Annotated in this window: 12 protein-coding genes; 9 read left to right on the forward strand and 3 right to left on the reverse strand. The window is 38.6% G+C overall.

The features are described 5' to 3' along the window. Nucleotides 1–96: 96 nt before the first annotated feature. The 3 genes from BM380_RS00470 to BM380_RS00480 form a co-directional block, all read right to left on the reverse strand. On the reverse strand, nucleotides 97–861 hold the full coding sequence (locus tag BM380_RS00470) for a YdcF family protein (protein WP_254772040.1): 765 nt from the start codon (nucleotides 859–861) through the stop codon (nucleotides 97–99). Nucleotides 862–915: 54 nt separating this feature from the next. After that, entirely contained in the window at nucleotides 916–1803 is an 888-nt protein-coding gene (locus BM380_RS00475; RefSeq protein ID WP_008114241.1) for a LysR family transcriptional regulator, read from the reverse strand. A gap of 760 nt (nucleotides 1804–2563) precedes the next feature. Beyond that, nucleotides 2564–4933: a bifunctional diguanylate cyclase/phosphodiesterase gene (locus tag BM380_RS00480; RefSeq protein ID WP_090492295.1), complete on the reverse strand. Its 2370-nt coding sequence runs from the start codon at nucleotides 4931–4933 to the stop codon at nucleotides 2564–2566. A gap of 206 nt (nucleotides 4934–5139) precedes the next feature. Here BM380_RS00480 and pyrC point away from each other — a divergent pair, with 206 nt between their 5' ends. The 9 genes from pyrC to BM380_RS00525 all read left to right on the forward strand — a co-directional run bounded on the left by pyrC (nucleotide 5140) and on the right by BM380_RS00525 (nucleotide 13737). Beyond that, on the forward strand, nucleotides 5140–6180 hold the full coding sequence (gene pyrC / locus BM380_RS00485) for a dihydroorotase (protein WP_028835052.1): 1041 nt from the start codon (nucleotides 5140–5142) through the stop codon (nucleotides 6178–6180). Between the two features lie 420 nt (nucleotides 6181–6600). Next, on the forward strand, nucleotides 6601–6804 hold the full coding sequence (locus BM380_RS00490; protein ID WP_004588138.1) for a cold-shock protein: 204 nt from the start codon (nucleotides 6601–6603) through the stop codon (nucleotides 6802–6804). Nucleotides 6805–7659: 855 nt separating this feature from the next. Beyond that, nucleotides 7660–8430, forward strand: coding sequence for a DUF3450 domain-containing protein (locus tag BM380_RS00495; RefSeq protein WP_013465204.1), 771 nt, complete (start codon nucleotides 7660–7662; stop codon nucleotides 8428–8430). A gap of 6 nt (nucleotides 8431–8436) precedes the next feature. Further along, complete coding sequence (locus BM380_RS00500; RefSeq protein ID WP_028835053.1) at nucleotides 8437–9801, forward strand: MotA/TolQ/ExbB proton channel family protein; 1365 nt, start codon at nucleotides 8437–8439, stop codon at nucleotides 9799–9801. After that, nucleotides 9801–10325 carry a MotA/TolQ/ExbB proton channel family protein gene (locus BM380_RS00505; protein WP_008109346.1) on the forward strand — a complete coding sequence of 175 codons (525 nt, stop codon included), beginning with the start codon at nucleotides 9801–9803 and terminating at the stop codon, nucleotides 10323–10325. Before BM380_RS00500 ends, BM380_RS00505 begins: the two co-directional genes overlap by 1 nt. A 14-nt stretch (nucleotides 10326–10339) precedes the next feature. Next, nucleotides 10340–10744: an ExbD/TolR family protein gene (locus BM380_RS00510; protein WP_006792384.1), complete on the forward strand. Its 405-nt coding sequence runs from the start codon at nucleotides 10340–10342 to the stop codon at nucleotides 10742–10744. Further along, on the forward strand, nucleotides 10744–11361 hold the full coding sequence (locus tag BM380_RS00515; RefSeq protein ID WP_008109338.1) for an energy transducer TonB: 618 nt from the start codon (nucleotides 10744–10746) through the stop codon (nucleotides 11359–11361). Before BM380_RS00510 ends, BM380_RS00515 begins: the two co-directional genes overlap by 1 nt. 11 nt (nucleotides 11362–11372) lie before the next feature. Continuing rightward, entirely contained in the window at nucleotides 11373–12632 is a 1260-nt protein-coding gene (locus tag BM380_RS00520; RefSeq protein WP_013465200.1) for a tetratricopeptide repeat protein, read from the forward strand. Nucleotides 12633–12693: 61 nt separating this feature from the next. Further along, nucleotides 12694–13737: a hypothetical protein gene (locus BM380_RS00525; RefSeq protein ID WP_090492298.1), complete on the forward strand. Its 1044-nt coding sequence runs from the start codon at nucleotides 12694–12696 to the stop codon at nucleotides 13735–13737. Nucleotide 13738: the final 1 nt, after the last annotated feature.

Genomic DNA, 13738 nt, shown 5'->3' on the forward strand with positions numbered 1-13738 from the left:
ATATTCAGTTTGATTTTTTCATAACCCCCTGTGTAAAACGCAAATAATTGCGGTTTTTTAGGGGGAATTTACGCAGCGTAATAAGCGTTAACTTAATTAAAGTGCTTCAGGGTTAATTGTACGACGTACATTTATCCACGCATTGCCAATAACTTCATGAGCATACTGGGTGACTACTAGTAGTGCTTTTGCATTGGGTATGAGTTGTTTATACCAAGGGAAAGCGGCAAAGTTGTGGTAGTCGGTTGCGGCGGGGATAACGTTAATGCCTTGCGCATTAAATAAATTTTTTGCTCTGGGCATATGGCTTACTGAGGTGACTAAAGCGACCTTGTAATCAACGAGTTTTGAGGCTAAAAGTTTTGCCTCTTGGGCGGTATCCATTGCGTTTGGATTTTGCACAATACGATTTTTATTAATACCTAAGCTAATCGCGGTTTTATACATTAACGCACTGTTGGTGACTTTTTCATACCCCCCACCTGAAACAATCAGTTGCGCATGGGGGTAAATGTTAGCAAGTCTTATTCCTTCCACCAAACGAGTTAACGCACAATTACCTAACTGGCTGTTAGCACTCAATGCAGGGTTGGGGTTTATGTCACAGCCAAGTACTACAATTTTATCTATATTGGGGTGTTTAAGATAATTAAATGCTAATGAGGTTGGTTGGCTATTTTTAATCAGTAAGTTGGCCACCAAAGGGGTGCTGGCAAGTAGCAAAGTTACAAGGCTCATTAAAGATAAAGCGATTGTGACCTTTCGTTGTTTGAGCGCAAAAATAAGTAATATTAGGCTTACTAAACCCAACAAAGGTAATGGCATGAGCAAGCCGCCCAGTATTTTTTTTAGTTCAAACATAATGAGCAACATGGTTAAGTATATTTATTAGCATGTTACTCATAAGTTTAAGGTTTATCGACCGTTATTTAATTTACAGGTGTTTAAAAAGTGACGATAAACTGGATTGTCTTTCATATCTTTTTTCATCGCTAAGTACATTGGACGCGTTAAACCAAGCGCGCCCAGTGGAATTGACTTAATTAACCCTTGGCTTTCATACGGGGTTACTAACCAATCGGGTAAGGCGGCCACACCCATACCTGCACTGACTAATTGAAATATAAGTAAACCTTGATCAACCGTTTTTAGGGTGCCGTCAAAACGCGCATTTTGGATGAAATGCTTAAATATATCTTGGCGCTCACGCGGAATAGGGTAAGAAATAATAGTTTCGCTTTTCAAATCAAGCGCAGTTACATAGGCTTTTTTAGCTAAGTCGTGATCCGGTGCCACAATCAGTTTCAGCTTAAAGTCAAACAAATGGGCGTATTCAAGTTTGTCAGGGTCGCGAATATCTGATGTAAGCACGAGATCTAATTCATCATTTAATAAGTCTGGGATAGCGTCGTAACTAAAGCCTCGCTCGTAATCAATTTTTATATCAGGCCAAAAGTTATTAAATTCTTTGATAGTAGGCAATAACCAATGAAAACAGGCATGACATTCAACGCTTAAACGCAGCTGCGAAATAGGCTGGTTTAGACTTTCTTTGAGTCGGCACTTGGTGGCTTCTAATTTAGGTAATATTTCGTGTGCTAATTCAAGTAATAACATACCTTGAGGTGTAAATCGGACTGGTTGAGTTTTACGCTCAAACAACTGGCAGTCTAATTTGTTTTCTAAATCTTTGATTTGATGTGATAAAGCTGACTGAGTTAAAAATAGTTCGCGGGCTGTATTGACGAGAGAACCCGTTTCTTTAAGGGTAGCAATTGTTTTTAAGTGTTTAATGTCAATCATCTTTAATAAATCTCATGGATATGGTGAGTATAGCTCAGATTCATTACATACTACGCCTTTACAAAAACCGTTTCAACGTCTGGATGGCTATAAAATTGCACTTTAGTGTATTTTTCACTGCGAACATTAAGTTTTTTAACTTTGCTGAGTCAAATATTGTTTAGTTTTTTATTTATTGTTGAATTTGTTTCATGTTTGTTTGGGTTTTTTATTAATGATTATTGTTCTGGTAACAGATAACTTTATTGTCATGTAACTCTCTAAAATAAGTAGGTTATAGCGCGACATTAATATTTAGATGTTTCATAGCGAGGTTAAAATGCGAATTAAAATTTACGGCGAAGGGTTTGGCAGGCAAAAGCTCAGTAAACGCAACTGAGGTGTAAAGGATACACGATTGAAAAAAGCAGCGAATGCAAGGATTGAATGATTAGGGGCTACTCATTGGCATACATTAATACCAATTCGTATACGCCTTTAAATAATATAATGTATTAAAGCATTCGCTAACGGGGTTAAAGATTTTTATTAAGAACAATGTGACATAAAACTAATTATAAGGTTTTCTACTGGTTAAATAGACCCTTACTTAAGTAAGCAGTTCTAAGGCAGGTTGCAAAAAGCTATAGAGTGACGTTGCATGAGTTAGTGTTGGCAAAATAAGTCATATAGCATTCAATAGAACAGCCAGCTAATGGGCTGGCAAAAGCGTGTAAGAAATTACTGTGATTTTTAAAAGCCAGCAACCCTGGCTTATTAATTAAAGAGGGCTATGTATTAGTAAAATAGCTTCTTTTGCTGTAACAGGTTTAGACTTTAAAAAGCCTTGGCCATAATCACATTGAGTTTTTTGCAAAATAGCGAGTTGTTCAGGGCTTTCTATCCCTTCTGCTATAACAATAAGATCTAATGAAATGGCTAAGGTTAAAATAGCATCAATCAATGGATTGACTGTGGTTTTTAAATTATCGATAAAGCTTTTATCAATTTTAAGGACATGAATAGGCAGTTGATGCAAGTAACCAAGGGCAGAGTAACCGGTGCCAAAGTCATCTAAACAGAGCAATACTTTTAAAGGCGATAATCCTTGAATAATTTGTGTTGCTAACTCTAAATTTTCAATCAATCCCGATTCGGTTATTTCTAGACATAATGAGCCTAAAGGTAGTTGATGTTTTTTGTAGATTGCATGAAGCTGATCCACAAACTCTAAACTTGCGAAGTGGCGAGATGAAACATTAACCGTAACGCGTAAAAAACGATGCCCTTGTTGTTGCCATAAAGCGATATGCTGTGCTGCAAGGTCGAGCAAATGCAAATCTAAATTGATAATCTGCCCCGTTTTTTCTGCAATGGGGATAAAGTCACCTGGCGATACAAACCCTTTTCGTGGGTGATGCCAACGTACTAAAGCTTCAAACCCCATAACGTCACTGCTAGTAATGTTAAAAATAGGCTGAAAATACAGTTCAAACTCATCATGCTCAATACCGTGTTGTAAATCATTTTCAAGGTCGGCGTGTGTTTTTAACTTGTTACGCATGACATTATTAAAAAACTTAACTTGGCCACGCCCTGATGATTTTGCTTCGTACATAGCCGCGTCTGATTGCTGTAATAAAACAAATGCTTCATCGTTTACATTATCGCTAAATGCAACGCCAATACTGGTAGAGGGTTGCAGTAAATGACCATCAATATCAATGGGATCTGACAGGGCGGTTTTTATTCGAGCGAGGGCATCGTTTACTTGGTCACGATGACTGAGATTTTCCATAAAAATAGCAAACTCATCGCCACCTAAGCGAGAAAAGGTATCAGTATTGCGAACGGTTTGAGTAATCAATTTACAAATAGCAATTAAAAAATGGTCACCTACTTCATGGCCTAACGAATCATTAATACTTTTGAAGCGATCAAAATCAAGGTAGAGCAGAGCATGAAAAGTACCTTTTTTAGCGCGATTCAAGCGTAAAATTGCATGCTTCATTCTTTCTATTAGTAACGAACGATTGGCAAGCCCTGTTAGTTCATCATGCAGTGCTTTGTGCTCGAGTTCTTGGCGAGCTAAATGCCTGTCTATAACCATACTTATTTGTCGGCTCACATACGTCAACAGCGAGCTATCATGTTCGTTGTAGTAATGTTGCTTGTCATAGCTTTGTACGACAATAACGCCACTCATGCGCTCATTAACTTTATATGGTACACCAAGCCAAGAGTCTGCTAGTTCACCGACCAATTTAAAGTGGCCTTGCTCTATATAGTGTCGGTATTGCTCTTTATTAAGCAGTAAAGGGCGCTCGTTAATTAATAAATAGTAAGAGGCTGTTTCTTTTAACTGATCTTTTGAAATAATTTTATGCGTGTTTGTTTGTACACCGCCTTCAACGGTATAGACAAAATCTAGAACATCTTCTTTTTTATCATACAAAGCAATAAAAAAGTTACTTGCATTAAGGAGGCTATCAATAATCACATGCAGCGATTTAAAAAAGGTATCTAAATTTTGTGCTTTATAGGTTAAGTTAGCTATTTGCAGTAGGCTACTTTCTAATTTTTGCGCATTATTAAGTTGCCGAACGGTATCTTGCAAGCTGTTGACGGTATTCACTTGATTTATTTTTGCGCTTAGTAAGTGGGCAACGGTAGTTAAAATTTCTAAATGTGAACTGGTAAAGTAATTTTTTATTGGGTGTTCACAGTCAATTACGCCGAGTACTTTATCTTTATATATTAGAGGCACACACAGCTCTGATTGCGCAGGGCGCTCATCAGCAATGTAGCGGCTGTCTTTAGTTACATCGCCTATTATTAAAGCTTGCCCAGTTGATGCAGCATAGCCCGTTATCCCCTCATTAAAGCGGATTAACTTTCGTTCTGACTGGTAACTAGTGTGTTCGCTTTCAATACCCATAGACGCCACTTGATTTAGCGTAGATTGGCTGTCATCGGCTAAATAAATCACGCAGTCGACAAATCCAAGTCGATTAACAACTTGTGTGGTGACATAACTAAAGAGCGCTTCTAACGTATTCAGTTGCAATAAACTTGAGGAGAACTGATTGATTATACTCAATTGATCCGTTTTAGTTTCGAGCGCTTTAGTAGTATCGATAGTGTTCGACATAGGCAACGAAGGTAGGCCTTATAATTATTATTAAAGGTACATACGTTAACCTAATATTAACCTTTCTACAAAATAAAACGATAAATGAGAAGCGTGAAGTGTAAAGTTTACTTTATATATAGTATCTAAGGATTATTTTTAATAAGGTCTTTACTCGAAAACCCCATATGCCTATGATCAGTTAACTTAAGCATTAGGATTTTACGATGACGAGCAAAATGACAACTCTAACGATTACTAGGCCCGATGATTGGCATGTACATTTACGCGACGGGGATCAGCTAAAAGATACAGTACGTGATATCAGTCGTTATATGGGCCGTGCGATCATTATGCCAAACCTAGTACCGCCAGCCACGTGTACTGAAACCGCATTATCGTACCGAGAGCGCATTATGGCAGCGAAACCTCAAGGGCAGTTTGAGCCACTAATGGTACTTTATCTTACTGATAAAACGACACCAGAAGAGATAAAAAAGGCAAAAGCAACGGGTAAAATATTTGCAGCTAAATTGTACCCAGCGGGTGCAACCACAAATTCAGATTCTGGCGTAACATCGGTTAAAAATATTTATCCGGTGTTAAAAGCAATGCAAGAAGTTGGCATGCTGTTACTCGTCCACGGTGAAGTAACCGACTCGTCTATTGATATATTTGATCGTGAAAAAGTGTTTTTAGAGACTATTTTAGGCGATGTTGTCGTTGACTTCCCTGAGCTTAAAATTGTTCTTGAACACATAACAACGAAAGATGCAGTCGAGTTTGTAGAAAGTGCCTCTGATAACGTAGCAGCTACAATTACTGCGCATCATTTGCTATACAACCGTAACCATATGTTAGCAGGGGGCATTCGCCCACATTACTATTGTTTACCTATATTAAAGCGAAACATTCATCAGCAAGCACTTATGGCGGCAGCAACGAGTGGCAATAAAAAATTCTTTTTAGGCACTGATTCAGCGCCACATTATAAAGATAAAAAAGAAGCTGCATGCGGTTGTGCAGGTGCTTACACTGCACATGCTGCTATTGAACTTTATGCAGAAGCTTTTGAAGAGGCTGGTGCGCTTGATAAGTTAGAGGGCTTTGCAAGCCATTTTGGTCCAGATTTTTATGGCTTAGCGCGTAACACCGACACTATTACCTTAGAAAAATCGCCTTGGACAGTGCCGGCAAGCTACTCGCTAGGTGACTCTGAAGTAGTACCAATCAAAGCCGAGAGCGTTATCGACTGGCAAGTTAAATAGTTAATATTTAAACACTAAACTTTAAACCACCTTAAATTCAAGGTGGTTTTTTATTTTAAGTGGCTAAAAAACATACTGATAAAAACTATTTTAAAGCAATTGTAATCTGTTTATAAAAAATACAATATTTTGCTTGTTATTTTCTATAAAAATTAAAAGGTTACACCGTCGTTAGTAAAACAATGAAACTTCAAAAATAAATCCTAATTAATAGAGCTAAAAAAATTTTAATGTGTTAATCTTAATTGGCTTTGAGTTTTTGCGTATTGAATTACGGTATTGTGCTGCGTTTAAGGTTACCGGTTTGGTTATTACTTCTTCCTGTACTATCACCTCCAGTTTTTTGGGCATTGACTCAGGGAGGATATTGCCATAATTATATGGCTGAATTTTAATTATTGACTTACAGGAAAATTTAGTATGTCGGTTACTGGTAAAGTAAAATTTTTCAACGAAGCTAAAGGCTTTGGTTTCATTGAACAAGAAAATGGTCCTGACGTGTTTGTACATTTCAGCGCAATCACTGGTTCTGGTTTTCGCACTCTTAGCGAAGGTCAAGCAGTGACTTTCAGCATCAAGCAAGGTCAAAAAGGCCCTGAAGCTGAGAACGTAGAAGTAGCATAATTTATTATGTGAACCTAAGTTCATCGTGGTGAAACACTAACCTGTTTCACCATAATTCTTAAATAATTATCAACTCTATTTTTAATCTCTCTGTATTGCCTTTCATTTCTGATATCCGTTATTCATATTTTTAACTCCGATATACCAAATTAAACGTAAACCTTTATGCGCGAGTCCGTTGTTGCCCAATGATCGCCTAGCGATTTAAATTTAGTCTACTGCTTGATGTGAGTTTAATTATATTGAGTTCATAAAAGTGCGTAAGATTGATATTTCTCCATGGAATAATATAAAAAATCGGCAGGATATTAATGATCAGTAGAAACAAAAAACACAGGTGTTAATAAAAATGATTCTTTGTAATCTATTTCCCCTCCTTTGTATTGCTTTTTAGATAATCGGCACGTCCTTATTACTATGCGACGAATGCGCGAATAATAACGATTAGCTGTATTTTTAGCTTAAAAAGTCTCAAAAACCACTAAAAAAGAATATTCGGGACAGAAAATAAGCTTATTTTTAATTTTTTTTCAGCCACGATTAAGTTAATTTTAAATGTTATATTTTTGTTTACTTTAACTAGGTGGTTTATCAGTATTCTTACTATATCTGGCTTTGCTGAAATTGCATTTGTCACGTTAGTTACGATAATGTTAATTTTTTTGTGTGAGCCCTTTAAATATCTTACAAACAAGCTGATTTATTTATAGGTTATGCGAAACATGAAGTTGACATGACTTAATGCATTTAGCATTATTGGTAAGTTGATATCTATTAAAAGATATCAGGGTTGTCTTCCCCTTGCGGGTTGATAATTAAATTATAAAAGTAACATTACTTAATTGGTTGGGAACTATGTCTGTTAAAATCAGAAAGAGTCTTGTAGCAACTGCGTTGGTTGGCGCTTTTGCATTTGCAAGCAGCAATGTGATTGCAGATCCTTTGAATGACGTGCAAAAAGCAGGTCAAACAATTCAAAAGGCTGCGGTTAAGTCTCAAACTAAAATTGACAATGTATATGGTCAAACTCAGGAGCTAATCGCTGAGTACCGTAGCATCGTTGATGAGACTGAACTTATGAAAGTGTACAACGATCACGTAGCACGTTTGGTCGCTGACCAAAATGCGTCTATCGCATCGTTCGATCGTCAAATCGCGACTATCGATAACACTAAACAAAACGTTGTGCCTTTGATGTATCGCATGATCGATACGCTTGAGCAATTCATCAAAGCGGACGTTCCATTTAACCTTGAAACTCGTCTTGGACGTGTTGAAAGATTACGTGAGATCATGGCATCTGCATCTGTAACAACGTCTGAGAAGTTCCGTCAGGTACTTGAAGCGTATACTGTTGAAACAGCATACAGTTCAGCTGTAACTGCTTCTCAAGGTACTTTAGATGTTGATGGTCGTAGCATTAACGTTGATATCGGTCGTTTAGGTCGTATCACTTATGTAGCGCAATCATTCGATCTAAAACACGCTTGGGTGTGGGATAACAACACTAAACAGTGGAAAGAATTAGGTGAAGAATACCTAAAACCTGTTAAAGAAGTGATCCGTATGGCGCGTAAGCAAGCCACACTAGAACTTGTTAAACTACCAATTTTTGGCGCGGAGTAATCAATAATGAAGAAACTATTTAAAGGTTTTGCTGTTGCAGCAGTACTGTCTGTTTCTGCCGGTACCGCGCTTAATGCACATGCAAATACTGATGCTTTAGATAAAATTCTTGAGCAAGTAAAGCAAGAGCGTATTTCTGAAGGGAAAATCAATAAGCAACGTGAACAAGAGTTCTTATCAGATCGTGCTGATAAGCAAGCGTTACTTAACAAAGCGAAAAGCCAATTAGCTGCTGAAAAAGCACGTGGTGATCGTCTTAGCAAAGAATATGCACAAAACGAAAATACTTTAGCGGAAAAAGAGCAAGCTCTTCAAAACGCGCAAGGTACGTTAGGTGAAATGTTTGGTGTTGTTCGTCGTGCAGCAGCTGACGCGATTGGTTCAATTGAAGCATCTTTAGTAAGTGCTGAAAAACCAGGTCGTGCTGAAGTACTTCGTTCATTAGCTGCGGCTAAAGAACTTCCAACAGTTCGTGAGTTAGAAGAACTTTGGATTTCACTTCAAACAGAAATGACTGAGTCAGCTAAAGTTTCAACGTTTGAAACTGAAGTTGCAGGTCTTGACGGTAACCCGTCAATGAAAAAAGTAACACGTATCGGTAACTTCAACTTAGTTACAGACGATGGCTACTTAATCTACTCACCAGAGACTAAGTCTATACAGCCTCTAGGTAAGCAACCTGACAGCTATATCTTAAAAGGTATTTCTGATCTAGAAGGTACTTCAGCTGATAACTACGCTGGCGTATTCGTGGATCCTACACGTGGTGCAATTTTACGTATCAACACGCAGAAAAAGTCTCTTATGGAATACTACCATCAGGGTGATACAGTTGGTTACATCATCACTGTATTACTTGCTGTAGGTCTTTTAATCTTCTTAGTACGTTTCGCTGATTTAGCGCTTACTACTTCTAAGATCAAAGGTCAGCTTAAGAACTTGTCTACACCGAATACAAATAACCCACTGGGTCGTATTCTTAAAGTGTACTCTGACAACAAAAACCAAGATGTTGAAAACCTTGAGCTTAAACTTGATGAAGCGATTCTACGTGAAACGCCACGCATCGAAGCGGGTATTAACATCATCAAGATCCTTGCTGCTATCGCACCATTACTAGGTCTACTAGGTACGGTAATCGGTATGATCCTAACGTTCCAAACAATCACATTGTTCGGTACGGGCGATCCGAAGATCATGGCTGGTAACATCTCTCTAGCACTTGTAACTACAGCGCTAGGTCTAATTGCAGCTCTACCACTTATTCTACTTCACTCTATTGTTGCAAGTCGTAGTAAGTCGGTATTACATATCCTTGATGAGCAAAGCGCGGGTATCATCGCGACTCACGCGGAGAAGGAGAAAGCCTAATGCTAGTCCTGATGGAGATCTGGGAATCTATCAGGGATTTTGTTGGCACAGGCGGCCAGGTTTTATACGTGGTCGCGATAGCACTCTTTCTTATGTGGGTTTTAATGATTGAGCGCTATTGGTTCTTACTTGCTGAGTTTCCTCGTTTAACGAAGGAAATTGTAGCTAAGTGGGATGCCCGCCAAGACACTACGTCTTGGTACGCACACAGAATCCGTGAAGCATGGATTTCTGAAGCGTCTGAAAAATTAGATCAGCGTATGTTGTTGATTAAAACATTAGTAGCTATATGTCCTTTAATAGGCTTACTTGGTACTGTTACGGGTATGATCGCGGTTTTTGAAACCATGGCAACCCAAGGTACAGGTAATGCACGTTTAATGGCATCAGGCATATCAATGGCAACAATCCCAACAATGGCTGGAATGGTTGCGGCACTATCTGGGGTATTCTTTAGCTCACGCCTTGAGGCAAGAGCGAGAATGGTGAAAGCCAAGCTTGTAGATAGTATGCCTCATCACTAGAGAGAGAATTAAATATGGCACGTAAACAACGTTTTCGTGAAGAAGAAGAAGCAGCGGTAGATATGACGCCAATGCTTGACATCGTATTTATCATGCTTATTTTCTTTATCGTAACTACATCGTTCGTTAAAGAGGCTGGTATCGAGGTCAATAAACCAAAAGCTGCCCAAGCTACGAAGCAAAAAAATGCTAACATTTTTATTGCAATTCGTAGTGACGGTGCAATCTGGATTGATAAACAGCAAGTTGATGTTGAACGTGTTTCAGCAAAAATCGAAAGTTTATTAGCAGAACAACCTACTGATGTTGTAATTTTGCAAGCTGATAAAGAAGCAAAACACGGCACAGTGGTTAAAGTGATGGACCAGATTAAAGCGACGGGTGATAACCTGAGAATTTCAATAGCTGGAGATCAGTAATGATTCGTTTTCTGTTTTCACTGATTGCAGGTGGGGCAGTTACTTTCGGCTTGTTCTACTTCATGGCATACCTCATCTCTGGTGGGGCTGACCGTAATACGGAACAAAAAGAGCAGATCATAGTCGAAATTATGACGAATCCGCCTGAATCTAAGGTGCAGGAGAGGAAGCGTGTACCGCCTCCGCCTCCGCCACCGCCAAAGCAGCCGCCTAAACCGCAGCCGCCACAGCCGGAAAATAGCAACCCAAATACTGGTGGCTTGTCATTTAATATGCCAAGTATCGATGTGGGAAGCACGGCTGGTGGACTAAGTGGTCCAGGTGCATTTGGACGAGATGGTGATGCGACACCTATCGTTCGTATTGAACCAAAATATCCAACACAAGCAGCACGTGATGGTAAAGAAGGTTGGGTTCAACTTTCGTTCACAATTGATGAGTTAGGTGGCGTGATTGACGTTGATGTTATCGACGCAGATCCAAAACGTATCTTTGACCGTGAAGCTAAACGTGCATTGCGTAAGTGGAAATACCGTCCTAAGATCATTGACGGGAAACCACAAAAGCAAGTTGGTTTACAAGTTCAACTAGACTTTAAACTTAACCAAGGCAACTAAGGAGGCGAGTAATGAGAAATTTTTCTAAAGTAACTGCACTTGCAATTCTTATGTCTGTGTCAGGTGCATCATTAACTGCACCTGTTTTAGCGGCGCCAGATTACGCAAAGATTGAAGAGCGTAAGAAAGCAAAAACTAAAATCATGGGCGAACGTACTGGTAAAAAAGTAATTAAAGCGTTTGATTTGTATAACGAAGATGATGTTGATGGTGCAATAGCGTTATTGAAAGAGTTAGAACCGTCTAATGACTTTGATAAAGCAACTGTTAATCGTTACTTAGGCAGCATGTACGCTCAAAAAGAGCAATACAAAGTTGCAATTAAGTATATGAAAGCAGCGATTGCACCTGATGTATTGAACTTTGCTGATCAGGCTCAAGGTTTAAAAACCTTGGGCGATATGTACGCGGGTACTGAACAATACAGTGCTGCCAAGCAAGCATATTCTGATTGGATGGACTTCACAGGTGAAGAGGACCCGAAAGTTTACACTCGTATTGCGCAAGCAAGCTATGAGCTTAAACAATTTGATCAGGTTCTTGAGCCGGCAAACAAAGCAATTAAGTTAGCTGAAGAGCCAAATAAAGCTCCTTATCAACTTAAATTAGCTGCCTATTTTGAGAAAAAGCAATATCAAGATATGGTTAAAGTTGCAGAAGAAATCGTTCGTGTATGGCCTGAAGACAAAAAATCTTGGGTAGGTTTAGGTAAGTATTATTTACAAACCGAAGACTACCAAAAAGGTCTAGCAACTATGGAAGTTGCATACAAGAATGGTTACTTCGAAAACGAAGTTGAATACAAAGTACTGGCTAACTTTTATTCTTTAAACGAAATTCCTTACAAAGCAGCAGTAACGCTTGAAAAGGCTGTTAAAGAAGAGAAAGTAAAACGCACTAAGCAAAATATTAGCGCGATTGCTAGTAACTACCATCGTTCGAAAGATATAGAGAAAGCTGCTAAGTATTACGAAGAAGCTGCTAAATTTGATGACGACGCTGAGCTCTACCGCAAAGCAGGTTCATTACTTTTACAATCTGAAAAATTCAGCGCTGCTGTTGTTCGTTTGAACAAAGCATTAGAGCTTGGCTCTGATAAAAAAGGCACTATTTATTCAGATTTAGCTGAAGCGTTTTACTACCAAGGTAAGTATAAGCAAGCTTATGCTGCTATTACTAAAGCCATGGACGACCCAAGCACACGTAGGTTTGCTAAAGGTTGGGCTACATATATTAAAGATAAAGCCGCTCGCAACGGTGTTAAAATTTAGTATTTAATGTACTCTAGTATTTTTAAAAAGCCCCATTGGGGCTTTTTTTATTGGAATTGACATGAAAAAAACGCCTATTATTTCACTGCTATTTTGTTTGCTGTTAACGTCTTGCTCTAAGCCTACAGATATATTTTCATCTTATGAAGAAGCGCAAAGCGCGTTAATATCACTTAATACTGCTTTAAGTGCGCAACCGAATTCACAGGTTACACAGCTCAGTAATGAGCAGCTCCCTTTTACAGATGATTATTTAGAGCGTCGCCACGCTATTTATCAGCAGCTAATGCAAATGCAGTTATCAGCAGAGCAAATCAATCAGGTTAATTATTTAGTTATTGCTGAGCGATTCCCAGAGCGCTATTTTGCATGGCCTGTACAAACAAATGTTTTGGCTAATATGCTCACTATGGCGAAAAATGATGCCCAGTATAAAAATATTGAGCAATGGTTAAGGTTTGTAAAATCTCAGCTAGAAGCTGCCGAGCAAAGTAATTTAAAGCTAAATAAAGTTGAACATAGTTATTTAAAAAAGTACGTGCAACAAGCCATAAATCGCACTAACACACCGGTTGAACTTAATGCAGCGTTGAGTGAGTTAAACAATTATTTGGCGGACTATAAGCCAAGAGGCAGTATTGGTTTATCAGGCCTTGCTAATGGCAGTCAGTGGTATCAAAGTAAATTAAATTATTTTGCAAATGCTGTGCTCTCACCGCTTGAGTGGCTAAGTCGTATTGATAGCAAATTCAAATCAATGCAGAGTCAAAAACAGCAAACAACGGTAGAAGCCTCAAATGCCTCACAGCTTACCACATTACTTTTAACTGATTCGAAAATAGCGGGTTTAGACTGGTTAACGGGTTATAAGCTATTACCTCTGAGGGCTAACGCTTCACAATTAGAACCAGCCGATGAACTGCTCTATATGGCTATGATGGAGACTGATCTAGGGGTGCATTATCACGCTTGGACATTGTCACAAGCACGCTTAAATTTACTTAAACGATTAAACATAAGTGAAGAGGAAGCGACTTTATTAGTTGAAGATATTCTTTTTTATCCAGGGCAAGCGTTTAGTTTTGCTCCACAACTACTTAATTAAA

It is taken from the genome of Pseudoalteromonas sp. DSM 26666, from assembly GCF_900116475.1.
Lineage (GTDB): Bacteria > Pseudomonadota > Gammaproteobacteria > Enterobacterales > Alteromonadaceae > Pseudoalteromonas > Pseudoalteromonas tetraodonis.